The sequence below is a fragment of the Terrisporobacter glycolicus ATCC 14880 = DSM 1288 genome, from assembly GCF_036812735.1.
Taxonomy (GTDB): domain Bacteria; phylum Bacillota; class Clostridia; order Peptostreptococcales; family Peptostreptococcaceae; genus Terrisporobacter; species Terrisporobacter glycolicus.
The window spans coordinates 2,371,792-2,398,094 of record NZ_CP117523.1 but is presented as its reverse complement, the minus strand read 5'-3'; the positions used below and the strand labels follow the sequence as shown (position 1 = coordinate 2,398,094).

Sequence of the window (26,303 nt, the reverse complement as noted above, 5' to 3'; positions counted from 1 at the left end):
AGTGCAATGAGATTACTAGATATTCTATTTTATCTATTAAGAAGTAATTCTAAAGTTACTGTTAAGAATCTGGCTGAACTTTTTAATGTGTCTACAAAAACCATACAAAGAGACTTGGATAAATTATCAGTGCTTGGAATACCCATAATTATTTATAGAGGTGCAAATGGAGGTGTAGAGATAGATAAAAACTATATAATAGCAAAACATATATTGAAGTATAGTGATTATGATTCTCTATTATTAGCACTATATATAGGTGAAAATATAAGTAATACAATAAGTGAATCTTTTTTAATTGACAAGTTTAAAACTGTAGATAAAGAAAGGTGTTCTATGGTTTTAAATAAATTAAAAGAGCGATTTATAGTAGATTTATTTGAAGAAAAATTTGATGAAAAAGATATAATCTGCGAAGAAATAAATAAAGCTATGGACTATAAATCTTTTATAAATATAAAAATTGAAAATAAGAATTTAGAAGTATATCCTATTTCTTATGTTTTAAGAAAAGAAGGTTTGTGCCTATATTGCTTAAATAAAGAGTACATGCTTATATTGATTGATAAGATATCAAGTGTCATGATTAATTATAAAAAATATGATAAAAATATTATTAGCTATAATGAAAATAAGGGAAATATTAAGCATGGGAGTGTAAGTTATGTGCAAGGTTGTTAAAAGAGGGCATTTTTCCAGTGATGAAAAAGAGTTTACAGGTAAACATCTTGATAAATTATATAAGGCTGGGCAGGATTTATATTATTTATTAAATCAAGGATATAACATAAAAGGAGCATCAGTTTTTGTGGGCAATCACTACTTATTGTCAGAAAGACAAAGATTAGCTTTATCAAGAGCAATCTCTCCTGAGAAAAATATAAAGATTAGAAAAGAAAAAGAGATTAAGGATAATCTGGAAAATAGTATTGTAAATATTGATGGATTTAATACCATAATAACATTGGAAGTTGCCTTATCCAATTCACTATTAATTAAGTGTATGGATGGAACAATAAGAGATTTAGCAGGGCTTAGAGGAACGTATCGTATTATAGACAAGACAGAATTATCAATTATACAAATAGGAGAAACTTTAGAAAAACATAAAATTAAGAAAGCTAATTTTTACCTAGATGCACCAGTATCTAATTCGGGAAATTTAAAGAAAAAGATAGAAGAATTATTGAAAAACTTTGATTTTAAAGTGGAAGTGATGAATATTAATAATGTGGATTCAACTTTAGAAATATTGGACAATGTTATCAGTAGTGACGCGATTATTTTAGATAAATGCAAAAGTTGGATTAATCTAAACAGAGAAATACTAGATAAAAATATTGAAAATAATTTCTATGTTGAGTTTGATTTATAAAAAATAAAATTTGCATTTTAATTTAAAAATTGAAATTAAAATAGTTTTGATTGCAAAAAAACCATTTATTGTTTAAAAAGTATATTTACTTCAAACAATAAATGGCTTTGTATTTTTAAGCTAAAGATTTTATTTCTTTATAACAATCTAAATCAGTATAAAGTTCACTTGTATATGGATTTGTCTTAGTTTTTCTAGCTTTGTAAACCATATAAACAAATACTGCTATATTTGCAAGTAAAGCAATTAAACTTACTATAAATAATGCAGTTGTATTTTGTGATGCTTTTACTGAGAATTGTGATTGGTCTATAAATGATGGTACAGTCATAGCAAACATTACCCAAAATGCAAGAGTATGAGCACGGTGTTGCAACCAAGCACCTTTTCCAAATATAAATGCACATACAGTAGGTGCAAATAATAAGGCTATACCACAATACCAAGCATGATCTCCTAAACAGTTGTATGTATAAGCAAAGTTCCATAAATCATAAGCTATAATCCAGAACCAACACATATCTGGCCATAACATATCTTTACTTTTCTTCTTGCTAATACAAATTCCAAGCCAACCAGTGATAGTTATAATATTTAAAATACCTGCTATACCATTCATATAATTCCAAGAACCACTAGTTACCATCATACCTTCAAAAATTTGAGCATTATAGCCTAATCCACCAATTTGGAAATCACGTATAACTGCTTCCATAATGTTAATTGCAAGGATTAAAGGTGGGAAATATAAAACCCATTTATGATTAATTGCACCTTTCACATAGCGAATTAACCAAAATCCCATACATCCAGCTAAAGCTGAATAAACTTTTGCAAAGTGGAACCATGTTCCAACACTTGTGCCTTTTGTAGTTTTAGGCCATACAAAAACTGTTAAAATTATAGGTAATACTAAAAAACATGCGAATCCTGCCCACTTCCAGCGACGACTGAATTCATTAAGCAGCATAAGTACTGCGAATACTAATAATAACATTAGCCAATTGCTCATTGGCTGTGCTTCAAATAAAAACATTTTACTGTCCCCCAATATTAAATAATGATTCAATTTTATGAGTCATAAAATTATTATAATATTAGCACCACTAAATTATAAAAAACAAGTGTAAAAATATAATTTAATAATTCTGACAAAATAAGAAACCAGCTGAAAATATTGGAAAACCAACGTTAATAATGTTAAAAAATTATCTAAAAAAATATAAAAATAAATAAAAAAAAGCCGTCTTAATGACGAACTTTTTAATTTGAATTTTTTGGTTTAAAATTAGAAAGTATTAAATTTAAGTCAGATTCCATTCTAGATTCAAGATCATAACTTCCTTGGTAAAGACACCAATCAAATATAGCACCTCTGGAGATTCTCATTATTATCATAGTTAAGTTTGTAGGAGAAATAGAATTATCTAACTCTCCACTTTTAAGTGAATCTTCAACAATAGATTTAACCTTTAGTGCAATATGTCGATCAGGTTTTGTAGAGTATTTTCCCTCAATGGAAAGTAAGTTTTTGTATATTTCTCCTACAAATACCCATCCAAGTTCCTCCATCATCTTAGCACCTTCACATAACAGAAATAATAATTTATCCAGGTTAGAAGAAAAATCTTTTGATTCAAATCTATCCATAACTAATATATCTACTTGTTCATAAGCTGTATTAATTATTTCCATCTTTGACTTAAAGTGATGATAAAAAGCTCCTGTTGAAATTTCCGCAGCTTGGCAAATATCTTGAATTTTTACACTTTCAAACCCCTTTACCTTAAAAAGTTCAGTGGCTACTTGTGTAATTCTAATTTTAGTGGCAATAGCTTGCCTTTGTCTATCTGTTAATTTTTCCATGCAAAATACCTCTTTATAAAACTGCAATGTTATTACAGTAAGTTATATGATTATTTAGTATAGCATAAAAAAAAGCAAATATATAATATTATTTGCAGTAAAAAATAGATAAAAACATTAAGAGGATGTTTGCAAAATATGGTAACCTGTGATATATTTTAATTACAGAATGAGATTCGGTGAATCTTATTCTATATAAAATAATGTTATAAAATTAACAAAATGCTAAGGGGAGAGTTATGGATAAATACAAAGTAATCGAGATAAAGGAAAGTGTTTTCAGTAATAATGACGAACAAGCAGATTTACTTAGAGCAGACTTAAAAAAAGACAAGACTTTTTTATTAAATTTAATGTCTTCTCCAGGTTCAGGTAAGACTACTACAGTTCTAAGAACTATTGAATCCTTAAAAGATGAAATGAGAATAGGTGTTATGGAAGCAGATATAGATTCTGATGTGGATGCTGCAACTGTATCAAAAACAGGAGCAAAAGTAATACAGTTACATACAGGTGGAATGTGCCATCTTGATGCAGACATGACAAAGCAAGGTTTAGTAGAGCTTGGAACTGAAGATATAGATTTTGCAATATTAGAAAATGTAGGTAATTTAGTATGCCCAGCAGAATTTGATACTGGTTCTTCAAAAAATGCCATGATACTTAGTGTACCAGAGGGACATGATAAACCTTTAAAATATCCTTTAATGTTTTCAATTGTTGACGTTGTTTTAATAAATAAAATTGATGCTATGGAATATTTTGATTTTGATTTAGATTTAGTAAAAGAATATATTAAAAAATTAAATCCAAATATAAAAGTTATACCAATATCAGCAAAAACTGGTGAAGGTATGGATGAATGGATTGACTGGGTAAGACAAGAAGTAAAAGAGTGGAATAATTAATTTATATTTTATTAAAATTTAGAGGGGGATTATTATGGCAGTAAAAGAAAAGGTTCTTCAATTTGCAAATCAAGTGAGTGGAAAGAAGCCAGGATCTAGAGGGTATTTTGGTGTAGAAGATGCACGTTATAAAATTTTAGAACCTGTTGTAACGGATGAGATGGCAGAAGTTTTACTTTGTATGAAAATAAGACAAAAGACAACTGCAGAAAAGGTTGCACCTTTATGTGGTAAAAGTGTTGAAAGATGTAGTGAGCTTTTACTAGAATTATCAGAAATAGGTGTAGTATTTGTCAATGAAATAGATGGTGTAGATACTTTCTGGTATGAAACGTGGGTACCAGGAATTATGGAAATGATGGTTAATAAGAAGGATCAAGCAAAAAAATATCCACAAATTCCTAAGGCATTTCATGACTATGGAGTAGAAAATGGACCAAGATCTACAGGAAGTTTTCCTCCTGGAGTAGGGCTTATGCGTGTTATTCCAATAGAAACTGCCATAGATGGTGAAACAAGAAGAGCTTCTTATGAAGAAATATCAAAATATCTAAATGATAGTGATAAGTTCTCAGTATCAGATTGTTCATGTCGTACAGCAAGAGAAAGTATGGGCGAAGGATGTGGTCATCTAAAAGAAGACATGTGTATTCAATTAGGTCATGCAGCTGAATATTATATAAGAACAGGTAGAGGTAGAGAAATAACTAGGGAAGAAGCTTTTGAAATAATAAAAAGAGCAGAAGAAAACGGTTTGATGCACCAAATACCAAATTTAGATGGATCAGGAAAGACTCATGCCATATGCAACTGTTGTGGATGTTCTTGTTTAGCACTGAAAGGAGCAAATATGTTTGCAAATTCTGATATGGTACGTTCTAACTACGTATCTAAAGTAGACAAAGACAAATGTGTTGCTTGTGGTGAATGTGTAGTAAATTGTCCAACAAATGCTCTAAAACTTGGTCAAAAACTATGTTCTAGTAAACCTGTTGTAGATAAAATAGAAAGAAAAGAAACTCCAAGAAATACTAAGTGGGGACCAGAGAGATGGAATGAAGACTATAGAACCAATAGAGAGGATGTAGTAGAAAGTGGAACAAGTCCATGTAAAACTGCATGTCCTGCTCATATAGCTGTTCAAGGATATATAAAACTTGCTTCACAAGGAAGATACAAAGAAGCATTAGAACTTATAAAAAAAGAAAATCCATTCCCTGCAATATGTGGACGTATTTGTCCTAGAAAGTGTGAATCAGCTTGTACAAGAGGGGACATAGATTCACCACTTGCCATAGACGAAATCAAAAAGTTTGTAGCTGAACAAGATTTAAAAGAAGAGCATAGATTTGTTCCTAAAAAGAGACATGATTATGGTAAAAAGATTGCAATTATAGGTGGTGGTCCAGCAGGACTTTCATGTGCTTATTACTTAGCTATAGACGGATATAAAGTAACAGTATTTGAAAAACAAAAGGCTCTAGGAGGTATGTTGACTCTAGGAATTCCTTCTTTCAGACTAGAAAAAGAAGTAGTTAATGCAGAGATAGAAATACTAAGACAAATGGGTGTAGAATTTAAAACAGGGGTAGAAGTAGGTAAAGACATTACTTTGGATGAATTAAGAAAAGAAGGATATAAAGCTTTCTACGTGGCAATAGGGGCACAAGCTGGTAGAAGATTAAATATAGAAGGTGAAGATGCAAAAGGGGTTATCCCAGGGGTAGAATTTGTACGTGATGTTAATTTAGGAAATGATGCAAAACTTAATGGAAAAGTAGTAGTTATCGGTGGCGGAAATGTTGCTATAGACGTGGCAAGAAATGCCGTAAGAGTAGGAGCAGACAGTGTAGAAATGTTCTGTTTAGAAAGTCGTGAACAAATGCCAGCTTTAGAGGAAGAAATTGAAGAGGCATTAGAAGAAGATATAGTAATAAACAACTCTTACGGACCAAGTAAAGTAATTACAGAAAATGGAAAAGTAATAGGTGTAGAATTCAAGAAATGTATTTCTGTATTTGATGAGAATGGAAGATTCTCTCCAAAGTTTGATGAAGATAATATAAAAGTAGTAGATGCAGACTATGTTTTAATTTCAGTAGGTCAAAGTATAGACTGGGGTAATTTATTAGACGGTAGCAAAGTAGAGTTAAATCCTAACAATACAATTAAAGCAGATTCATTCACTTATCAAACAAATGAACCAGATATATTTGCTGGAGGAGATTCATATACTGGTCCAAGATTTGCAATTGATGCCATAGCAGCAGGCAAACAAGGTGCTATATCAATTCATCGTTTTGTTCAACCAGGGCAAAGTTTAGTAAATGGGCGTGATAGAAGAGATTATCATGAATTTGATAAAGAAAGTTTACAAATAGAAGGATATGACAATACACCAAGACAAAAAGCTGAGCATAAAACAGATATAAAAGCAAAAGAATCATTCAAAGATATTCGTCTTACTTTTACAGAAGAACAAATGAAAAAAGAAACAGAAAGATGTTTAGGTTGTGGTGCAACTGTTGTTGATGAATATATGTGCGTAGGATGTGGTCAATGTACTACTAAATGTAAATTTGATGCCATATCTTTAGTTAGAAAATATGACGCAGAAGGCTTAGCTTATGAAGAGCTTAAACCAGCAGTAGTTAAAACAACTATAAAACGTCAAGGTAGAATTGTAGCTAAGAAAGTTAAGGATATATTTGTAAAATAAAACAATAGATAGGAGTACTTATTATGGGAATTTTATATGAACAGATGACATTTCAGGGATGGGCAATATTCCTATTTGTATTATTAGCACTTATGGCTTTTAATGAACTTGGAAGATCAACAAAATGGACGGGAATATTGTTATTTATAATAGTACCTACATTTTTAACAATTTATGTATGGCCAACTACGGCAGCTGCAGGAAATGAATATGGAACAGGAACTTGGTTTAACTGGGTAAAAACATATTCTGCACTAGCTGGATGTGTTTGGTTTATGGCAATTAGATATATACCATCTTTACAAAAGAAAAAATGGGCACTAGCTTTACCAGCAATTATTTTAGCAGTTAACATATTAGAAGCTGCAATAAGAGATTTTCAAATATTCAGTTATGGATTAACTGGAGGAGGAGTAGTTGACAATCTTTGGACTATTTCTGGACCATGGAACATTATGAATGGTATAGCAGGAATATTAAACATAATCACAATATGTGGTTGGTGTGGAATATTCATATCAAAAGATAAAACAAAGGATATGATATGGCCAGATATGATATGGGCATGGATAATAGCTTACGATTTATGGAACTTTGCTTATACTTATAACTGTATATCAGATCACTCTATTTATTGTGGAGCCGCATTATTACTTTCATGTACTATACCAACATTCTTTATTAAAAAAGGAGCTTGGTTACAACATCGTGCTCAAACATTAGCTCTTTGGATTATGTTTGTTATGACTGTACCGCAATTTGCTGATAGAATAGCACCAGTTGCTACAACACATAACCCTACAGCATTCTTTGTAGTAAGTTTAGTATCTTTAGTAGCTAATGCAGCTTTAGCTATTTATCAATTTAGCAAAATAAGAAAAAATAAACTTAATCCTTTAAAGGATGAAATTTATAGACAGTCAAATGCTTATAGAGAAGTAGCTTTTGAAAATAAGTAGAGAGACAATGAGAGTAGGTGAAAAATTTGCATGAACTAGGAGTAGTAATTGAAGTTGTTAAAACTGTGGAAAAAGTTGCAGTAGAAAATGACTTAGCTAAAATAGAAAAATTAGTATTGCAAATTGGAGAATTATCATCAATGATTCCTAAATATATAGAAGCTTGTTATCCAGCAGCAATAGAAAATACAATATTGCAAAACACAGAGCTAGAAATAGAAGTTATGCCAGGAAATGGTATGTGTAAAAGTTGTAATAAAGTATTTAATATAAAAGAAAACAAAGGAGTATGTCCACATTGCGACAGTAAAGTTTGGGACTTACTCAGTGGAAAAGAGTTTATAATTAAAGAAATAGTAGCATACTAAATAAAATGTAGTTACTAAGCATAAAAGCTTGGTAACTACATTTTTGTTGTATAAGTTTTGGTTGGGAGAGAAAAGATATAGTATAGATAAGGAGTTGTGCAAATGTGATAGATGAAATATTAAAAGTGTCATTAAAATCCATAATATCAGTAAGTATACTATTTGTACTAACCAAAATCATGGGCAAAAAGCAAATATCACAACTGACATTATTTGATTATGTTGTAGGTATTTCAATTGGTTCAATATCTTCAGAACTAGCTATAGACGATTCTATTTCTTACATACAAGGTATAACAGGTATGATTATTTATGCTATTTTTCCCATATTACTTTCTATTATTAGTCTAAAGAGCTATTTAGGAAGAAGAATATTAGATGGAGTACCTACTATTTTAATTCAAAATGGTAAAATAAATGAAGGTGGATTAAAAAAGACTAAGATGAATATTAATGACCTGCTTGAAGAGTGTAGATTAAAAGATGTATTCGACATAGGAGATATTGAGTTTGCTATTTTGGAGACAAGTGGAAATATAAGTATTCAGCTTAAGTCTATAAATAAACCATTAACACCAAAGGATTTAAATATTAAAACTGATTATAAAGGTCTATGTGTAAATCTCATTATTGATGGAAAAATACTTGATAGTCATTTGAAATCCATAGGAAAGAGTAATAAATGGCTAAAAAAACAATTACACAACAAAGGTGTTGAAAATTTATCAGATATTTTGCTTGCTTATATTGATAGCTCAGAAAGGGTTAATATATATTTAAAGAATGAAAATATTCCTACTACACCTACACTTTAGATTTTAATATTAATATATCACAAATACTAAAATAGTATTAATATTTTAATTTCGGGAAATTTAAATATAGATTTTAAATTATAGGAGGAGTAAATTATGCAAAATCCAAATGAAAAATGTATAGATAAAAGTAAAATATGTGCGGATGAGTCTTCTAAGATGTAAATAATAATAGTAGCAAAATGAGAGGGTGATACGTATGAATACAACAGTAATAGTAGCAAATCCATCTACTGACTCCTTTAGCAAAAGTATTATGGAAAAAGTACTAAATACACTAAAGGAAAAAGAAAAATCTTATGAAATAATAGATTTATATAATGATGATTTTAATCCCATAATGAGTGAAGAAGATGTTAAGCTTTATGTAAAAGGTGAAACTAAGGATGAATTGGTAAAGAAATACCAAAAAATATTAAAAGAAACAAATCAGTTAGTATGTATATTTCCTATATGGTGGAATAGTTGTCCAGCTATACTTAAAGGATTTTTTGATAGAGTATTACTAAAAGAGTTTGCATTTACAGAACAAGATAAAAGGCCTGTAGGACTTTTAACTAATATAACATCAGCATTAGTTATAACTACTTCAGAAACAGATACAGATTATATGGTAAAAGAGTTAGGAAATCCAATAGAAGCAACGTTTATGAAAGGAACACTAAATATGGCAGGAATTGACAATGTTAAATGGATAAATGAAAATTTAGCAGATAATAATGAAGAAAGTAAAAATAAATTTCTAGATAATATTGCAAACTATGTATAGATTTATTTTAAATAATCTTAAATCTATTAATGAATAATAAAGAAATCTATAAAGCTATTGCGTAAACTTTAAAAGAAGTATAATAATATAAGGTAGGTAACTTAGCCATTGATAAAAATCAATGGCTTTTTTGTGGGATTTATTATATTGAGCAGATTATCTAAATTAAGGTTATGATTGCAATAAATACATTATAGAAAGAATAATTGATATAAATAAGCAAAAAATGTTATGCTAAATAAGGAAGATAAAAATTATGCATAAGGAGGAACTTATGATTAAAATAGGAATTTGTGAAGATGAAAAAGAAATGCAGGACCTAATAGAAAGTCATCTTCAAAATCTATTAAAAAACAGAGAATATAAAATAGAAAAATATATTAGTGGAGAAGAACTATTACAAGCTAATTTTGAAGATATAGATATTTTACTTCTTGATATACAAATGGGAAAACTAAGTGGAATGGACACGGCAAGAAGAATTAGAGAAGTAAACAGTAAAATGGAAATAATTTTTATAACTTCTTTAATAGATTATGTGCAAGAAGGATATGAGGTAAGAGCTTATAGGTATTTGCTAAAACCAATAGAATTAGAAGAATTAAAAAAGCATGTTTTAAATTGTATTAATGAAATTGAAAAAAATAAAAATCATTATATTTTAATAAAGAACAAATCTAATACATACAAGATTTACTCAAATGAAATAACATATATAGAAGTTCAAAAAAAGGATATGTTAATACATACAATTAATAAGGATTTTGATGTAAGGTATAGCTTAGAAAAAGTAGAAAAGGACTTAAATTTAGATAAATTTGTAAGATGTCATAAAAGTTTTTTAGTTAACTTAACTTATGTGGAAAATATAAAATCAAATATTGCCATATTGGAAAGCGGAGAAGAAGTACCTATTAGTAGATATAGATATAAAGAGGTTAAGGAAAAATTTCTAAGATTTATTGGTGATGAGATATGTTAAATATTATGTCTGAGTTATTATTGATTTTATCAATATTTACGCCTTTTATCATATTCAATGGTATATTAACTTATAAAAAAGAAAATAGGCATAGGAGTAAAATTGTATTTTATATTCTATTGTTATTAATTTATATTATAGCAAAATTAACCAGGCTATTTCATATTGAAGAAGCTAATGCCTACAACATGATTACTGTTTTAGTAATTGTTTTGTGGGCAATTTACTATAATTATTTTTATAAGGTGGGATACGTTAAATATGTAATTTTATTTTATTTATTTAATGTATATTACGATTTACTTGTAACTGTTGTATCTAGAAATATATTTTTTATAATTACAGGAATTAATGCGTCATCGAAAGAATCTCTTTTAGTGCCTTACTTGGAGAATATAAAAATTGATGTTTATAGTAATCTCTTTATTATATTTATTTATATATTAGTTTGTTTAATAATTAAGTATCTTAACAAGTATTTAGAATTACTTGATAGTGATAAACGAAATTATATATACTTATCTTTAGGTCTAATAGTGAATTTAATTAATATAATAATAAGTTATGTATCAAAGAAACTTGAGCGATTTAATTTGCATTCAGAACAGTATATACTTAATTATATTGTAACGCCAAAGCTAATATTGGCCAGTACCATAGTCCTCGTATTATTGTTTGTAAAAGTAATACAAGACAATAAAATAAAATCTCAAAATGAAATAATGAAAAATAAGCTAGATATGCAATATGAGCATTACTTAAGTGTTCAAGAATCTCATATGAAAGTTAGGAAGCTTTATCATGATATAAACAATCATATTAGTACAATAGATAATCTTAAAAATAATAGTGAGGAAGTTAATGAGTATATAAGTAATTTAAAGGGTGAAATTGAAGAATTCAAATCTATTTATAATACAGGAAATATGATCTTAGATATTATAATTAATGAAAAAAGTGAAATATGCAATAAAAAAGGAATTAAATTTATCTGTGATATAAACTTTTCGAAAGTTAATTTTATAAAACCTATGGATGTATCTAGTATATTTGCTAACATTTTAGACAATGCCATAGAAGCCTGTGATAAAATTCATGATGATAATATTAATAAATATATTAGAGTTAAAGGAACTATATCGAAATCATATTTTGTGTTGAAATGCGAAAATAGTAAAGTTAATCATATCAAAGTTAATAAGAATATATTTTTGACAGATAAAATAGATAAATTCAAACATGGAATAGGAATTCAAAGTATTAAATCTTCTTTAGAAAAGTATGAAGGAGAAATATTATTTGAAGATGAAAAAGACAAATTTACATTAAATATATATATACCACTTAATAATAATACTGACAGTTGGGTTCATTAACCTACCAGTTGGGGCATAAATATTGATACTAAATACAAGGGATGTTATCTTTTAATAGGAAAAGATAACATCCCTTTTTTAAGCAACTGATATACACGAAGGGGTAGGAAAATTTAAGTGAGTAAGTTATCTCAAAACAGTAAAGCAAGGAGGATTATATGAAAGTTAAAAAATTTATTTTAGTTATGATAGTAGTAGTAAGTGTAACTTCTAGTTTAATGGTGGGTTGCACATCTTCTTCATCTAATATAGATAAAGAAACATATACAGTAGAAGAAGTTTCTAAAATTAAAAAGGATTTTTCTAAGAATATGTCAGAAGCTATAGAAAATAGTGGACTTAGGTTGGTGGAAGCTTCACCAGATGGCAGTTTTGTATTATCTTTAGGAAACTTGGAATACACTAAAAATCAACCTAAACAAGTTTTAAATTATTCTATAAAAAAAGACAAGAAAGAAAATAAAGAAATATTAAATATTCACTGTGTTAAGGACTTTAAATATGATGAAAAACTATCTAAAGATGATAAATTTGTGATGGCTATTTACAACATATATAAGTCATTAACAGATAGTAATTTAACTGAAAAAGAATTTTTTGAAGAAGTAGAAAAAGTATTTAATAAGGGTGAGGGGAATGTGAAACTTTCTAACATGGGAGATGTGATTATTCAAGTAAGTAAAGGTGACAAACCAGCTAAGATTTTAGTATTAAGATATGATGATGAATTTGTTTTAGAATAAGGAGGCATTTATGAAAAAATATAAAGCTATTTTAGTAGCATTAATTATAGGTATTACAGGATTTATTGTATATGATAATTGTTTTAAACCTTGGAATGAAGCACAAAAACGTATTGATAGGTATATGGACAAGCAGAAAGTTTCACAAGATGATATACACAAAATTACAAAAGAAAAAGCAAGAAAAGCAACTTATAATGGAATTCTTTACAAAGTATCTTACAAAGATGATCCAAACTACGAGTATCATTATTTTTATAGTGATCATTACTATGCTCTACCTATAAATAAAGTTTGCTTACAAATTTATGATTTAAGTAATGATAAGAAACTTTTAAAAAACTATGAGGAATTAAGTAGTGTAAAGTACCCACCAATTGAGTTAGATAGGTTAAAATAGGAGGAAAATTTCATGGGAATATACTTGAAAATGTCAATGGCATATTTAAAGAAAAATAAACTGAGAACTTTATTATTGATACTAGGCGTTGCTCTGGGAGTATCTTTAATATTTGGAACAAGTGTTATAAAGGAGTCTCAAGCTAATAATGATGTTAAGGCAATATACAAACTTTATGGAGGATATCATTTAGAGTTTAGTGACTTAAAAGAGTCTGATATTGAAAAAGTCAGCAAAGATGAAGATGTAGAAAAGATTACTACAGTTGAAAACTTAGGAAATATAGTAGATGAAAAAGGAAACTCATTTCCGCTAAAGTCAGCAGATAAAAATTATATTAATAATAAATCTGGAAAACTTGCAAAGGGTAGACTTCCAAAGAACAAGGATGAAATAGTAATGGAAGAAGATGCTTTAGAAGCAATGAATATACCAGATAAATTAAATTCAACTTTAACTTTTAAAATAAAAAAGAAATATAAAGATTCACAGGGAAACAATAAAATTTATACTGAAGATAAAAAATTCAAACTTGTGGGAATTATAGAAAAGCCAAAAGGATTTTACGATTTTTATGATATAAATATTCCATTTGAAGCTTTTACTTATGGAAATAGTGAAAATAACAATGTAATTCCACAAAATATAATAACTTACAATAGTGTGTTAACTCTAAAAAGTGGCTGGCAAAATATTGATGGGCAGGCTAATAGAATAATAGGAGAAAATAATTTAAAAGAAGTTACTTATACACCAAACATGCCTCTTGTACGTCAATTAATGGATAAGAAAATAGAAAAAGAAGATCCAGGAGCTTTTAAAAGAGAAATCTTAATTATAATTACAGCAGCCATTTTTGTATTTAATCTTTTTAATATTACATTAAACGAAACCATAGAAGAGATGGGCATGCTTAGATTAATAGGTGCAAATAAAAGAAGCGTTAGAAGAATGATAATGTACCAAGGTGTAATTATAATGGTTCTTGGAATAATACTTGGGCTTATATTTGGTATTGCATTTTCATATGTGGGAATTAGTAATTTCAATCTTTCTCAGTACAAGGAAGCAGGAATAAAACCAGAGTTATATGTAAGCTCTGCAAATATTATAAAAGCCATAATTACAGGTGCATTTTCTGTATTTGCTTCTTGTATTATACCTATATATAAAGTAGGAAAAATATCAGTTATTGAATCAACAAAGCAAAGTGATAGATTCAAAAGTTATGGTGGAAGCTTTGGACTTGTCAAACTTTTTAGTAAAATATTTGGATTTTATGGATTTATGGGACTGAAAAATATAGGAAGAAATAAAAGTAGAGCATTTATATCCATAATATCAATTGCACTAGGAGGATATGTGTTTTTAACTACATTTTCTAGTATGCAAAACGAGGTAAATGATAAAATTGCAGACATGCAAAAAAGATATGATATTACCATAGGATTTGGACCAAACTCTGATTTGGATGTGGTGAAATATAGTGATAATGATGTAAATAAATTAAAAAATATAAATGGTGTAAAAAATATAAATGGTGTACAAGTAGCAAATGGATTTTTTGATTATAAAAATTATGAAGTAAATAAAAACTTTACAAATATAAGTGAAACACAAGAAAAAGATAAAATGGAATATGAAATGGATTTAAAATTATATGGAAATGACTATATAAACAGCACACTGAAAAACTTTGTACAAGAAGGAAATATAAATGACTTGGGTAAAGTAACAAACAATTATGCAAATGTGGCAGTATATAATTATTTTTATGATGAAAATGATCCAGATAATAAGAAGAATGTTTTTAATAACTTAAAAATAGGAGATATATTAACTATAAAAGTTCCAACAACGAAAGACAATGAAACCGTATATAAAGAAAGTAAAGTAAGAGTATGTGCAATTTTAACATCAGACTGGATGTCTAAGGGAGATGGTAGTCTAGGGCGAAATTTTGAAGTTATCACTTCTAATAGTCATGCTAAAGACATTACTGGAGAGAAAAAGTACACTAAATTAGGTATAAATTTAGTAAATCCTAATGATAAAACTGTAAATAAAAAGGTGGAAGAAGTTTCTAATAGTATTCAATTATCCCAGTTTGAAAGTAAACTAAGTTTTAATGAGATGCAAGAAAATTCTAGCAAAGATTATATGAAAACACAAATAGCAACAATAATACTTGTTTTAATAATAGCAGGAATTAATATTTTCTGTACAATAAAAACAAACTTATTAATAAGAAAAAAAGAAATATCAACACTTAGAGCATTAGGAATGAGTGTAAAAAATATGAAGAAGATGATTGCTTTTGAAGCTTTATCATATGCCATATTAAGTTTTATAATTGCTTTAATTCCATCTATTGTAAATTTAATTAAATTTGTAAATTTGAATAATAATGCTTATAAAAACTACGGTATAGATAGCTTTATGTCATTCACATTCCCAGTTAAGGAATCAATAGTATTTTTCGTAATAACTGTGGCAGTGTGTTTAATAGCAGTTGTGACAAGCAGCAGAGACTTAAAAAATATGAATATTATTGATGGAATAAAAGACAATGACTAAAAAATATTTAATTTACTTGGAGGAAAATATATGAAAACTTTAAAAACTATAGATTTAAGAAAAATATACGGCAAAGGTGATAGTGAAGTTAAAGCTATTGATGGAATCAATTTGGAAATAGAACCTCATAAATTTACAGCAATAATTGGTCAAAGTGGATCTGGGAAAAGTAGTTTACTACATTGTATTGCAGGTCTTGATAAACCAACTGATGGAAAAGTATTTATGAATGATTTGGATTTATATACTTTAAATGATGACAAACTATCTAAAATAAGAAGAGAAGAGTTTGGATTTATATTTCAAAGCTTTAATTTAATACCAGTTATAAATGTATATGAAAATATAATACTTCCTATTTCCCTTAGTGGTAATAAGGTTGATAAGGGTTATATAGATGATTTGATAGATAAATTAGGGCTAAAATCTCAAGTTAAGAAATTCCCAAATGAACTATCTGGTGGTCAACAGCAAAGAGTTGCTATTGCTAGAGCTCTTGCAAACAAACCGTCTGTTATATTCGCAGATGAACCTACGGGAAGTTTGGATAGTAAGACGACTAAAGAAGTAATTGATGTGTTGAAGTTTTGTGTTAAAGAGTACAAACAGACTCTTGTTATGATAACTCATAATGATGAAATTGCTAAGAGTGCGGAGTGTGTTGTTACTATTAGTGATGGTAAGGTTGTGTATAGTTAGTGCGGGAATTTTTCAAGTTTAAATAAGAGACTAACTTTCTTGATGGTTTATAATTTATTGGGTATAGTTAAGTTAATAGAATAAAAGTAATGGTAGAGGGGGTTCGATACGGTTCATCTCCACCATTTAAACCCTCGGAAAGAGTATAAGGAACTACTAGATTTAATCTAGTAGTTCTTTTAATATGTATTAGAAAATGTTTAAGTTATAAATATAATTTAGAAAAGGATTTACGATTGTAATATTAGATATAATAGAGAACAGATTTTTGTATTATTTTACATAGAGCTTATGGTGACTGATTTGTAATTTTATATTCATAGTAGTGTAAGGTTGAAAATTTACAATAAAAATATAAATACAAAAATTAGTAATAATTATGGGGTGGGATAATATGGAGATTTTAAAAATTGAAAATTTAAGCAAGACATATGGTAAAAATGAAGCAAAAGTAGATGCTTTAAAAAATATAAACTTATCTATAAATAAAGGTGAGTTTGTCGCAATAGTAGGACCTAGTGGAAGTGGTAAAAGTACTTTACTACATCTATTAGGAGGGGTGGATAAACCAAGTGAAGGGAAAGTTTACATAAATGATGTAGACATATATAACTTAAAAGAAAAAGATTTATCCATATTTAGAAGAAGGAATGTGGGGTTAATATATCAATTTTACAACTTAATACCAGTGCTTTCTGTTAAGGAAAACATATTGTTACCTGCAGAGCTGGATAATAGAAAAATAGACAAAGAATACTTAGATGATTTATTAAATACTTTAGGACTTAAAGAAAGAGAGACTCATCTTCCAAACGAGCTAAGTGGAGGACAACAACAAAGAACTTCCATAGGTAGGGCTTTAGTTAATAGACCTGCCATAGTACTGGCAGATGAGCCTACAGGAAACTTAGACAGTAAAAATTCAAAAGAAGTTATAGAGTTACTTAAATTATCAGTGAAGAAATATAAACAAACACTTGTAATGATAACTCATGATTTAAACATAGCTCTTCAAGCAGATAGAGTTATAACTATAGAAGATGGAACAATAAAAAGTGATGAGGTGATATAAATGAATTTATATACAGCTCTTACACTTAGATATTTAAAGGAAAATAAAAAAAGAACAATTGTTACAATTGTTGGAATTATATTATCCACTGCATTGATTTGTGGTATAGGTAATATATTTGAAAGTTTAATGGATTATCAAACAAGAAAGACTATTGAGTTATATGGAAGTTTTCATGCAACTTTTGATGATATAAAAAAAGAAGATATAAATTTAATAGTAAAAAGTTCGGGAATATCTAAATACGGATATAGTAATAAGTTAGGCTATTCTAAGATAAATGATAAAAAGGATAATCTAATCGATGTGGAAGTTTTTGATAAAACTATGTTTGAATCATATAACATTATTCTAAAAGAAGGAAAATTTCCTACAAAAGAAAATGAAATAGTATTTAGTGAAACATTTCTAGATTTGAGTAATAAAAAAGTAGGGGATACTATAAATCTTGAAATTGGAAAAAGAGTAACAGCAGATGGAGAAGATTTAAGTGAACCGTGGATATCTGAAAATGAAAAAATCATAAATACCAAAAGTAAAGATTTTAAAATAGTTGGTATAATTAATAAACCAAAATCTGAATATGGGCAAGAAATTATAAATGGAATAACTTATCTAGATATAAATAAAATGCATAGTAAATCCTCTTTGAACGTATCTATATGTACTAATAATCCAGAAGAAATATATAAAGTTGCTCCAGCAATATCAAAGAACTTAGGACTAAAGATAGAAGATACTGAAGAAAAGGGAGGGTCTTATAATTACAATAATAAAAGTGGTCTATACTATGAAAAATTAACATTTAATGAGAATTTATTAAGGCTTCAAGGAGCTAGTGCTTATGAAAATAAAAATGATAGTATGAATAAAATAATAATACTAATTACATCTTTAGTCGTTATATGTACCATATCAACTGTATATAATGCTTTTTCTATATCAATAAGTGAACGTAAAAAGCAATTTGGTATATTAAATTCCATAGGTGCAACTAAATCTCAAACAATGAAATTAGTATTCTTAGAAGCATTTATAGTAAGTGTAATAGGCATTCCAATCGGTCTACTTTCAGGAACTTTTGCAATAGATATAGTGTTTAAAGTAATACAAAATTTATTTGGAAGTTCATCTATAGCAGATATGAATTTAAGAGTAGTTTATAGTCCTTATGTAATTATTATTAGTACAATTGTAGTTTTAACGACTATATTTATCTCTGCTACATTACCAGCTATAACTGCATCAAAGATATCACCTATTGATGCCATAAAAAATAGTAGTAATTTAAAAATAGGAAAAATTAAAGATTCAAAAATAGTACGAGCTTTATTCAAAACAGAAGGAGTACTTGCATATAAAAATCTAAGAAGAAATAAAAAGAAATTTAGAATAACGTTATTTTCGCTTATAGTAAGCGTAGTAATATTTATCTCATTTAGTGGATTTATGAACTTATTTATGAAAGCTAATAGAGTACAGATGGGTGAAATGAATTATGATTTATACTTAGATAAATCTCAAAATAAGAATGATGGTGATATATTAGGTAAACTAAAAAATGTAAATGGAATTAAGAAAATTTCTATGGGTAATTATTATGAAATTATAGTTGATTTAAGTGAAAAAAATATAAATGAAAAAAATAAAGATTTAGTAACGAATTATTATAAAAATTCCGAACATAAGAATGAAGATAATAATGAAATGATTTATAGAGTTGAGCATGCGACCATTAAATTACCAGGAGATATGGAAATTAGGGATATTAATTTAAAAGAAGGTAGTTTTAATAAAGAAGATGCTATAAAAGAAAAAGGTGTAATCCTTATAAATAAAAGTTATTACCAAGATACTGGTAAAGAGGGTGAAATAGAAATGACTAATTATAAGGTTGGGGATACTGTCAAAGTATCTGTAAGATCTTATAATGAAGAAGGAATTGAAGAAAAAGGAAAAGATGTAACACTTAAAATTTTAGGTATAACAGATGATTTACCTACAGGAAGTTCAACGTATAGTTATCTGGGATTAGACTTTATAACATATGATGAAGTTGGAAAAGAATTAGGATTTGAACTTTTAAAAAACTCTATGTATATAGTTAGTGATAAAGAGGAAGATACAAGAAAAGTAGTAAAAGAAATAAGTGATAAATATGGATATAATATGGATGATAAAACGGGACAAGTTAAAGAAATGGAAGATACTTTAAAAGTAATGCAGTTGTTTGTATATGGATTCATAACAGTAATTTCTTTAGTAAGTGTAACTAATATAGTAAACACAATTAGTACTAACATTAATTTAAGAAAAAGAGAACTTTCTATTATTAAATCTATAGGCATAACTTCTGGAGGATTTAATAAGATGGTTTATTTAGAGAGTTTACTATATGGACTCTTATCTTTAATTTATGGAGTGCCTATGGGACTTGGTCTAGTTGTACTTATGAATGTACTTTTAGGAGATGTAATAAAGTTTGGTTTAGTACTTCCTTGGAGCTCGGTTTTAATTTGTGGAATAGGTATATTTATAATAACTTTTATATCATCTTATATTCCTATGAAGAATATAAACAAAGAAAATATAATTGAAAATATTAGACAAGAAAGTATATAGTAATATAAAAAATTGGCTGTTTCAAAAAAGATTGTTCAGAGATAGCCTTATTATATCTCATTTAACATATACTTACTATTTTTTTAATTTCCTTAATATTAAGAAGGGTTTGGCACTTATGAACCTCGGGTGTAAAAATTGTCTAGAATAGTGTAAAAAATCATAAAATTTAAACAAGGTAAATTACACATTATATGAATAAAGGTAGAGTATATGGCTGATATATAAAAATAATTAATTAAATCATAATGCATACGATGATATAGTTAAATGGAATAAGCCATGGTTTGCATATTATTGTAAAATTATCTAAAAATAAGCTATAATAAAGTTTATAAAAGTAAAAAAAGAATAACAATAATAAATATAAATAAAACTAACGGAGAATAAAATGTTAAAAATAGTAATATGTGAAGACGAGTTCAAACAACAAGAGATTCTAAAAGCACACATAAATAAAATACTAAGAGAAATAACAAATAACTATGAAATACTAACTTTCACATCAGGAGAAGATCTACTTGAAAACTATCCACAAAATATAGATATATTCTTATTAGACATACAAATGGACAAATTAGATGGCATGGAAATAGCTAAAAAAATTAGAGAAGTAGATAAAAAAGAAGTGGAGATAATATTCACAACATCATTAGTAAAATATATTCAAGAGGGCTATGAGGTAAGAGCATACAGATATTTATTAAAGCCAATAAAGTTTGATGATTTGAAAAAGCATTTAACATCATGTATTAAAGAAATAAATGATAAAAAAGATAATTACATAGTGGTAAATGGAAAAAATGATGTGTATAAAATAAATGTAAATCATATTACATATATAGAAATTCAAAATAAAGATATGACAATACATACTATAGAGCAGGATTATAATACAAAAATGAGTATTGATAAAATAGAAAAAGAGTTAAGTAGATATAATTTTTTCAGATGCCATAAAAGTTTTCTTGTTAATATTACTTATATTGAAAATATAAAACAATATGTGGCTATTCTCGAGAATAAAGATGAAGTACCTATAAGTCGTCATAGATTCAAAGAAACTAAAGCCAAATTTTTAAGTTATATAGGAAGTGTATTATAATGGGAGAATTTCTGATTTTATCGATAATATATGTGACAAACTCCATACTTTATTTTGTTATATTTTATCTAATGATAAATAAATTAAGAGAGAAAAAACAGTTAAGGAATAGGAAAGAGCATATACTAGTATATACACTTATAATCTTAATATTACTTCTACCTAAGTTTGAAGTCATAAAAATATATTATTGTGCTTTACAAGGTGTAATACTAGCTTTACTATGTAAAAGTTTATTTGAAATTTCTAAAAAAGATTCTTTGATTTACGGTATGGTATTTTCACTTGGATATATTATAATTGAGAATATAGTAAGTTATTTTTTATTAAAAGCATTATTTGAATTCATAATAGCTTATACTCCATTAAAATATAAATTAGCTAAGTACTTAATAGTAAATACTATACTGATAATATTTATTAAAAACTTCAAAAAAATTATAAACTTAGATATAAATAAAAAATACTATATGTATATTGGGTTAACTATAATTATAAATGGTATAAGTATATTTTTTATAATTGTAGGTGGTAATCTTATTTTAGATTTATATAGCATTATTGCAAAGGATTTATCTAATTACACTTCATATGAAGTTAATTTTGGTTTGGCAAATTTTATAAACATAATTCAAAATATAGTACCGATTATTATGATATTTTGTAATATATTTTTGGTAATAGTTATAAATAATTTAATAAAAAGTATGAAATCTAAATCAGAGTTAAAAGCTATCAATGATAAGTTAGATATGCAGTATAATTATTATTTAAACATACAAGAGTCTCAAATGAAAGTAAGAAAATTATATCATGACATTAACAATCATATGGCTTGTATTAATCAGATTGAAAATGAAGATATAAATGAATATATAGATAGTATTAAGAAAGAACTTAAGGATTTTGACAATGCATTTGATAGTGGAAATAGAATACTAGATATAATTTTGAGTGATAAACAATCAGAATGTATGAAAAACAATATAGATTTCTTTTGTGATATAAATTTTGAAAAATGTGATTTTGTAGAAATGATAGATGTATCAGCCATATTTGCAAATATGATAGATAATGCAATAGAAGCTTGTAAAAAAGTTGAAAATGATAGATATATAAATTTAAGAGGAACTATAGTTAAATCTTATTATGTGATAAAGTGTGAAAATAGTAAATCCAACGAAATAAAAATGAAGAATAATAGAATAATTAGTAGCAAGAAAGATTCATTTCTTCATGGAATAGGTCTTTCCAGTATAAAAGAATCTCTTAAAAAATATGATGGAGATATGGAAACTATAGATGAAAAAAATAAATTTACATTAAAAATATATATACCGCTGAGGACTAATTAGCAAACAACTATGACAGTTGCGCTTACATAAATACCACTCACACCGTATATATTGAACATAAAACATAGGGGTGTTATCTTGATAAAGGGAACACCCCCTTAATGTTTTTTGGGGGATAAATTAAGCAATAATTCAATATATAGGGAGGTAGATTATGAAATCAAAGATCATAACTATTAAAATGATATTTACCCTACTAAAAGGGTATTGTTTTAAAAATATAAAGAAATTTTTAATAATGATATTTGCAATAGCTGTTTCAACAACAATAATATTTGGAACTACTGTTGCAAGAAAGAGTCAATCTAAATATACAATGGATGAGATATATAGACAAAGTCCAAGTTATCAAGTTGATTTTGCTAATATGTCGCAAAAGGATTTGAATACTGTTGAAGGTGATGAAAATGTAAAAAGTTGTGTAGATAAGAAATTCTACGGACAAATTATATACAATAAAAAGGGCTATTTTTTAGAAAGCTTTAATAAGTCATATTTCGAAAAATCAAAGCACACTCTTGTTGAGGGAAGATTTCCACAAAACAAGAATGAAATAATAATCGATGATGATTTATTTAAAGAATTGAAGTCTAATAAAAATATTAATTCAACTAACTTAAAGTCACAAGAGTATGATGTGGACTTTAGATATATAAAAGAATATGTAAATAGCAATAAAGAGCAAGAAATACTTGATAAAAGCCAAAAGTTTAAAATAGTAGGAATATACAAAATGACTGATATGATGAAGCAGGCATCAGAGGGGGATGGAGTATATGTTAATAATGACTTTGAATATCCAAAAGAAGCTATTAGTTACAGTGGTTTCATAGATTTAAAATCAGGAACTTCCAATGTTCAAAGAAGAATAGATGAACTTTCACTTAAACTTGATAATGGTGAAATAAATATGAGACCAAATAGAGTTATAACTATGGCAAAGGAAGAAAATCAAGAAGCTTTAAGCAGTTTTAATTTATTTGATACAGGAACTATAATTGCATCTGCGTGTATTATTTTTAATGTATTTAATATAATGATGAAAGAAATTATTAGGGAATTAGGTCTTTTAAGAGTTGTTGGAATGAGTAAGAAGCAATCATTGATTATTTTACTTTTGAAAAATTTACTTATATTATTGGTGGGATCTATGATTGGTTTCTTTGGAGGATATTTACTGGCACAGGGAATGATAAGTCATTTTGAGTTAACTGGAGTTAGCATAGATACATCTAAAGCACCAATTTATATAAGTAGTAAAATAATTGGAAAAACATTAAAGATAACTATTTCCATATTATTTGTATCTACCATAATACCAATAATAACCACATTAAAATCATATCCAATAAATATGATGTTTGGAAAAGTAAAATCACCTTTTGATGCACTAGATGAAATATTTATTAAATTAAAAGTTTACAGAAAGATTAAGTCTTTTATTTTAAAGATTTATAAAAAACTTTTAAAGTATTACAAAAATATTAAGTTAATAATTTCAAATGTAGGTAAGAAGGTAATAAAAATAAAAAAAACTAAAGATTCAATCTCAAAAACAAATATGAAGATAAATATTGCCATAAATAATTCAAAAAGAAATAAGGTTTATATTTTGACCACTGCAATTATTGTAGGTATGGCAGGTGTTTATGGTGTGAAGAAATCTATAACTTCTTATGATAAAACAAATATAGGTAATACCCTAATACAAAATCTAGGAGATTATGATATAGATGTAAGATATACAGGTTATACGGGAAATAGTAGGTATGAAAAAGCAGGGATTCACAATGATGATATTGAAAAAATATCTTCCATAAAAGGAGTAAAGGATATTTATACCTTCACATCAGATGCTGGTTATACAAACTTAAATACAAGTGATTTATCAAAGTATTATAAAGAAAATTTATCAATAAAAGATGAATGTAAAGAGTTTGAAGGTCGATTTGATGTGATTGGGCTAAATAAAGAAGCTTTACATGATATAGAGAAAAAACATGAAGGAATTATTGAAAGTGGAAGTATTTATGATAAGAATAGTGAAGTTTTAGAAGCTGTTGTATATAATAACTTTTTTGACCAGGAATATAGCGGATATCAACAAACTTTCAATGAAAAATATAAGTTGGGAGATATATTAAAGTTTAAGGTTCCTGTAGAAATTGATGGTAAATTACAGTACAAAACTATAGATATAAAGATTGTAGGATTTTTAAGTAAAGAATGGTTTGCTGTGGGAACTTATACTCATTCCAAGGTACCAGATGTATTAGTTGATGCAAATGAGTATGCAAAAATAACAGGAAATCCAAGTTTTAAACAAGTAAAGATAAAGGCTGATGAGGCTAAGTTAGATAGTGTGAAAGCCCAAGTTAAGGATTTATTTAAAAATAGAGAAGACATCAAATACAATGATAAAGAAACTATAACTACAGAGAATGGAGAACTTGCTTGGCAAGCTGTTGTTAGAGATGTATCCAATTGTGCAATGTTATCAATTACTGCAATTATAAATATAATTTTTAGTATTGTAACAAGCATAACTATAAGAAAAAAAGAATTTGGGGTAATGAGATCCATTGGGTTATCAATTAAAGATTTAAAAGGAATTTTATTAATAGAAGGATTTATATATGGATTAGTATGTTCTATGGTAGGTTTCTTATTTATTTTTTATAAAGGTATAAAATGGGCGCATTTACTTAGAATGACGGCTAAATATCAGAACGTACCTTATGAAGGAACATGGTATATACTCCCTAAAGTTCCTATTTTAATATTTGTGCTAATCACCATGGTAATGTGCTTACTTTCAGTAACATTTACCTTTGGTAAACTTAATAAAGATAGTATAGTTGAGCAAATAAAAGAAGATTAGTTTAAATAATAAATAATCAATATAACTAAAGAAGGGAAAATTATTATGAAAACTCTAAGTGTAAAAAATTTAAAAATGATATATGGAAAAGGTGAAAGTGAAGTTAAAGCACTTGATGGAATAAATCTAAATATAGAACCAAAGAAATTTACAGCAGTTGTAGGAACTAGTGGCTCTGGAAAGAGTACACTACTCCATTGTATGGCAGGACTTGATAAGCCAACATGTGGAAGTGTTTGTTTAGATAATATGGATATTTATACATTAAATGATGACAAGTTATCTGAAATAAGGAGGGAAGAGTTTGGGTTTATATTTCAAAGTTTTAATTTAATACCAGTTATTGATGTATATAATAACATTATTTTACCAGTATCACTAGATGGTAAAAAAGTAGACAAAAAATATGTAGATGAACTTGTAGATAAATTAGGACTAAAATCACAAATTAAAAAGTTTCCAAATGAACTATCAGGAGGTCAACAGCAAAGAGTTGCAATTGCTAGAGCTCTTGCTAGCAAACCATCTGTAATATTTGCAGATGAGCCAACAGGAAACTTAGACAGTAAAACTACTATGGAAGTTATGAAACTTTTACAAGACTGTGTTAGAGAATTTGGACAAACTTTAGTTATGATAACTCACAATGACGAGATTGCTAAAATGGCGGATTGTTGCATTAGAATACAAGATGGAAAATTAAATGTTTAAA

At 27.4% G+C, this 26,303-nt stretch carries 22 protein-coding genes; 20 read left to right on the top strand and 2 right to left on the bottom strand.

All coding sequences use genetic code 11. The features are described 5' to 3' along the window. Positions 1–6: 6 nt before the first annotated feature. Both TEGL_RS11830 and TEGL_RS11825 read left to right on the top strand, forming a co-directional pair. Positions 7–681 carry a helix-turn-helix transcriptional regulator gene (locus TEGL_RS11830; protein WP_018590529.1) on the top strand — a complete coding sequence of 225 codons (675 nt, stop codon included), beginning with the start codon at positions 7–9 and terminating at the stop codon, positions 679–681. Continuing rightward, complete coding sequence (locus TEGL_RS11825) at positions 665–1,375, top strand: DUF434 domain-containing protein (RefSeq protein ID WP_018590530.1); 711 nt, start codon at positions 665–667, stop codon at positions 1,373–1,375. Before TEGL_RS11830 ends, TEGL_RS11825 begins: the two co-directional genes overlap by 17 nt. Positions 1,376–1,490: 115 nt before the next feature. On the opposite strand, the gene TEGL_RS11820 is transcribed toward TEGL_RS11825, so the two are convergent. Together TEGL_RS11820 and TEGL_RS11815 are read right to left on the bottom strand one after the other, a co-directional pair. Then, a complete protein-coding gene (locus TEGL_RS11820; RefSeq protein WP_018590531.1) occupies positions 1,491–2,411 on the bottom strand; it encodes a DUF5692 family protein in 921 nt (306 codons plus the stop codon). A gap of 227 nt (positions 2,412–2,638) precedes the next feature. After that, the gene (locus TEGL_RS11815; RefSeq protein ID WP_018590532.1) at positions 2,639–3,241 is read right to left on the bottom strand and encodes a TetR/AcrR family transcriptional regulator; all 603 of its coding nucleotides are present in this window, start codon (positions 3,239–3,241) and stop codon (positions 2,639–2,641) included. Positions 3,242–3,480: 239 nt separating this feature from the next. On the opposite strand from TEGL_RS11815, the gene hypB reads away from it, so the two are divergent. From hypB to TEGL_RS11725, 18 genes are all read left to right on the top strand, one after another. Continuing rightward, positions 3,481–4,149 (top strand): hydrogenase nickel incorporation protein HypB, encoded by a 669-nt coding sequence (gene hypB, locus TEGL_RS11810; RefSeq protein WP_018590533.1) that lies wholly within the window; start codon positions 3,481–3,483, stop codon positions 4,147–4,149. Positions 4,150–4,183: 34 nt separating this feature from the next. Beyond that, positions 4,184–6,868, top strand: a complete 2,685-nt coding sequence (locus TEGL_RS11805) for an FAD-dependent oxidoreductase (RefSeq protein WP_018590534.1) — start codon at positions 4,184–4,186, stop codon at positions 6,866–6,868. A 23-nt stretch (positions 6,869–6,891) separates the two neighbouring features. Beyond that, on the top strand, positions 6,892–7,827 hold the full coding sequence (locus tag TEGL_RS11800) for a DUF5692 family protein (RefSeq protein ID WP_018590535.1): 936 nt from the start codon (positions 6,892–6,894) through the stop codon (positions 7,825–7,827). Positions 7,828–7,853: 26 nt separating this feature from the next. After that, a complete protein-coding gene (locus TEGL_RS11795) occupies positions 7,854–8,195 on the top strand; it encodes a hydrogenase maturation nickel metallochaperone HypA (protein ID WP_018590536.1) in 342 nt (113 codons plus the stop codon). Positions 8,196–8,299: 104 nt separating this feature from the next. Continuing rightward, complete coding sequence (locus TEGL_RS11790; RefSeq protein WP_018590537.1) at positions 8,300–9,010, top strand: DUF421 domain-containing protein; 711 nt, start codon at positions 8,300–8,302, stop codon at positions 9,008–9,010. Positions 9,011–9,209: 199 nt separating this feature from the next. Beyond that, a complete protein-coding gene (locus TEGL_RS11785) occupies positions 9,210–9,779 on the top strand; it encodes an NAD(P)H-dependent oxidoreductase (protein ID WP_018590538.1) in 570 nt (189 codons plus the stop codon). 274 nt (positions 9,780–10,053) lie between these two features. Beyond that, entirely contained in the window at positions 10,054–10,761 is a 708-nt protein-coding gene (locus TEGL_RS11780; RefSeq protein ID WP_018590539.1) for a LytR/AlgR family response regulator transcription factor, read from the top strand. Further along, entirely contained in the window at positions 10,755–12,137 is a 1,383-nt protein-coding gene (locus tag TEGL_RS11775) for a GHKL domain-containing protein (RefSeq protein ID WP_018590540.1), read from the top strand. The genes TEGL_RS11780 and TEGL_RS11775 overlap by 7 nt, the downstream gene beginning before the upstream one ends. 158 nt (positions 12,138–12,295) lie before the next feature. Continuing rightward, on the top strand, positions 12,296–12,880 hold the full coding sequence (locus tag TEGL_RS11770) for a hypothetical protein (protein ID WP_018590541.1): 585 nt from the start codon (positions 12,296–12,298) through the stop codon (positions 12,878–12,880). 10 nt (positions 12,881–12,890) lie between these two features. After that, positions 12,891–13,280 carry a DUF3139 domain-containing protein gene (locus tag TEGL_RS11765; RefSeq protein ID WP_018590542.1) on the top strand — a complete coding sequence of 130 codons (390 nt, stop codon included), beginning with the start codon at positions 12,891–12,893 and terminating at the stop codon, positions 13,278–13,280. A gap of 12 nt (positions 13,281–13,292) precedes the next feature. Then, positions 13,293–15,857: an ABC transporter permease gene (locus tag TEGL_RS11760; RefSeq protein ID WP_018590543.1), complete on the top strand. Its 2,565-nt coding sequence runs from the start codon at positions 13,293–13,295 to the stop codon at positions 15,855–15,857. Between the two features lie 30 nt (positions 15,858–15,887). Next, on the top strand, positions 15,888–16,556 hold the full coding sequence (locus TEGL_RS11755) for an ABC transporter ATP-binding protein (RefSeq protein WP_018590544.1): 669 nt from the start codon (positions 15,888–15,890) through the stop codon (positions 16,554–16,556). 394 nt (positions 16,557–16,950) lie between these two features. Then, entirely contained in the window at positions 16,951–17,628 is a 678-nt protein-coding gene (locus TEGL_RS11750; protein ID WP_018590545.1) for an ABC transporter ATP-binding protein, read from the top strand. After that, a complete protein-coding gene (locus tag TEGL_RS11745) occupies positions 17,629–20,250 on the top strand; it encodes an ABC transporter permease (protein WP_018590546.1) in 2,622 nt (873 codons plus the stop codon). A gap of 391 nt (positions 20,251–20,641) precedes the next feature. Further along, the gene (locus TEGL_RS11740; RefSeq protein WP_018590547.1) at positions 20,642–21,355 is read left to right on the top strand and encodes a LytR/AlgR family response regulator transcription factor; all 714 of its coding nucleotides are present in this window, start codon (positions 20,642–20,644) and stop codon (positions 21,353–21,355) included. A gap of 71 nt (positions 21,356–21,426) precedes the next feature. After that, positions 21,427–22,710: a sensor histidine kinase gene (locus TEGL_RS11735; RefSeq protein ID WP_161618787.1), complete on the top strand. Its 1,284-nt coding sequence runs from the start codon at positions 21,427–21,429 to the stop codon at positions 22,708–22,710. A 154-nt stretch (positions 22,711–22,864) separates the two neighbouring features. After that, entirely contained in the window at positions 22,865–25,591 is a 2,727-nt protein-coding gene (locus TEGL_RS11730; RefSeq protein WP_018590549.1) for an ABC transporter permease, read from the top strand. Positions 25,592–25,636: 45 nt separating this feature from the next. After that, positions 25,637–26,302, top strand: a complete 666-nt coding sequence (locus tag TEGL_RS11725) for an ABC transporter ATP-binding protein (protein WP_018590550.1) — start codon at positions 25,637–25,639, stop codon at positions 26,300–26,302. Position 26,303: the final 1 nt, after the last annotated feature.

What these genes read in the sequence shown, in the direction of transcription:
- TEGL_RS11830 (WP_018590529.1), top strand. Translation starts at nt 7, where the DNA reads ATGAGATTACTAGATATTCTATTTTATCTATTAAGAAGTAATTCTAAA.
- TEGL_RS11825 (WP_018590530.1), top strand. Translation starts at nt 665, where the DNA reads ATGTGCAAGGTTGTTAAAAGAGGGCATTTTTCCAGTGATGAAAAAGAG.
- TEGL_RS11820 (WP_018590531.1), bottom strand. Translation starts at nt 2,411, where the DNA reads ATGTTTTTATTTGAAGCACAGCCAATGAGCAATTGGCTAATGTTATTA.
- TEGL_RS11815 (WP_018590532.1), bottom strand. Translation starts at nt 3,241, where the DNA reads ATGGAAAAATTAACAGATAGACAAAGGCAAGCTATTGCCACTAAAATT.
- hypB (WP_018590533.1), top strand. Translation starts at nt 3,481, where the DNA reads ATGGATAAATACAAAGTAATCGAGATAAAGGAAAGTGTTTTCAGTAAT.
- TEGL_RS11805 (WP_018590534.1), top strand. Translation starts at nt 4,184, where the DNA reads ATGGCAGTAAAAGAAAAGGTTCTTCAATTTGCAAATCAAGTGAGTGGA.
- TEGL_RS11800 (WP_018590535.1), top strand. Translation starts at nt 6,892, where the DNA reads ATGGGAATTTTATATGAACAGATGACATTTCAGGGATGGGCAATATTC.
- TEGL_RS11785 (WP_018590538.1), top strand. Translation starts at nt 9,210, where the DNA reads ATGAATACAACAGTAATAGTAGCAAATCCATCTACTGACTCCTTTAGC.
- TEGL_RS11780 (WP_018590539.1), top strand. Translation starts at nt 10,054, where the DNA reads ATGATTAAAATAGGAATTTGTGAAGATGAAAAAGAAATGCAGGACCTA.
- TEGL_RS11775 (WP_018590540.1), top strand. Translation starts at nt 10,755, where the DNA reads ATGTTAAATATTATGTCTGAGTTATTATTGATTTTATCAATATTTACG.
- TEGL_RS11770 (WP_018590541.1), top strand. Translation starts at nt 12,296, where the DNA reads ATGAAAGTTAAAAAATTTATTTTAGTTATGATAGTAGTAGTAAGTGTA.
- TEGL_RS11765 (WP_018590542.1), top strand. Translation starts at nt 12,891, where the DNA reads ATGAAAAAATATAAAGCTATTTTAGTAGCATTAATTATAGGTATTACA.
- TEGL_RS11760 (WP_018590543.1), top strand. Translation starts at nt 13,293, where the DNA reads ATGGGAATATACTTGAAAATGTCAATGGCATATTTAAAGAAAAATAAA.
- TEGL_RS11755 (WP_018590544.1), top strand. Translation starts at nt 15,888, where the DNA reads ATGAAAACTTTAAAAACTATAGATTTAAGAAAAATATACGGCAAAGGT.
- TEGL_RS11750 (WP_018590545.1), top strand. Translation starts at nt 16,951, where the DNA reads ATGGAGATTTTAAAAATTGAAAATTTAAGCAAGACATATGGTAAAAAT.
- TEGL_RS11745 (WP_018590546.1), top strand. Translation starts at nt 17,629, where the DNA reads ATGAATTTATATACAGCTCTTACACTTAGATATTTAAAGGAAAATAAA.
- TEGL_RS11740 (WP_018590547.1), top strand. Translation starts at nt 20,642, where the DNA reads ATGTTAAAAATAGTAATATGTGAAGACGAGTTCAAACAACAAGAGATT.
- TEGL_RS11735 (WP_161618787.1), top strand. Translation starts at nt 21,427, where the DNA reads ATGATAAATAAATTAAGAGAGAAAAAACAGTTAAGGAATAGGAAAGAG.
- TEGL_RS11730 (WP_018590549.1), top strand. Translation starts at nt 22,865, where the DNA reads ATGAAATCAAAGATCATAACTATTAAAATGATATTTACCCTACTAAAA.
- TEGL_RS11725 (WP_018590550.1), top strand. Translation starts at nt 25,637, where the DNA reads ATGAAAACTCTAAGTGTAAAAAATTTAAAAATGATATATGGAAAAGGT.